We start from the raw sequence: 382 nt of genomic DNA on the forward strand, positions 1-382 counted from the left end.
GCACGTCTCGGCCACGCCACACGCTACGTCAGCGTCGGCCCCGCGCCGGGCGGGTACGTGCCCGGGAGATCAGCCTCCGAGGTAGCCGGTGATGTGCGGGAGCGCGTCCTCGACGAGCATCACCGGCTTGAGGTCGGTGAGGTCGAGGTCGAGGTATTCGTTGAAGTGCAGAAACGTCTGGTACGTCCGCGCGAGGTCCTCGGGCTCGGTGATCAGGATGCCGCCCGTTCCGTCGGCGAAGACGTAGTGCACCGCGCCGTCTGGATCGCCGCCGAGCTGGGCGTAGTGATCCATGATCGACGTGGCCGCCTCCTTGGTGTGGGCGTCGTCCCGCCAGCGGTACACAGTCGCGAAGAGCATGGCCATCCTCCCAGTGCTACCG

Annotated in this window: 1 protein-coding gene; it reads right to left on the reverse strand. The window is 67.5% G+C overall.

Translation table 11 applies throughout. The annotated features are described in order from the left end of the window. Positions 1-69: 69 nt before the first annotated feature. Positions 70-382 (reverse strand): DUF3303 domain-containing protein (locus tag RM844_RS33345; protein ID WP_311671156.1); only part of this gene is annotated, 313 nt, incomplete at its 5' end.

The organism is Streptomyces chisholmiae (genome assembly GCF_031845445.1).
Lineage (GTDB): Bacteria > Actinomycetota > Actinomycetes > Streptomycetales > Streptomycetaceae > Streptomyces > Streptomyces chisholmiae.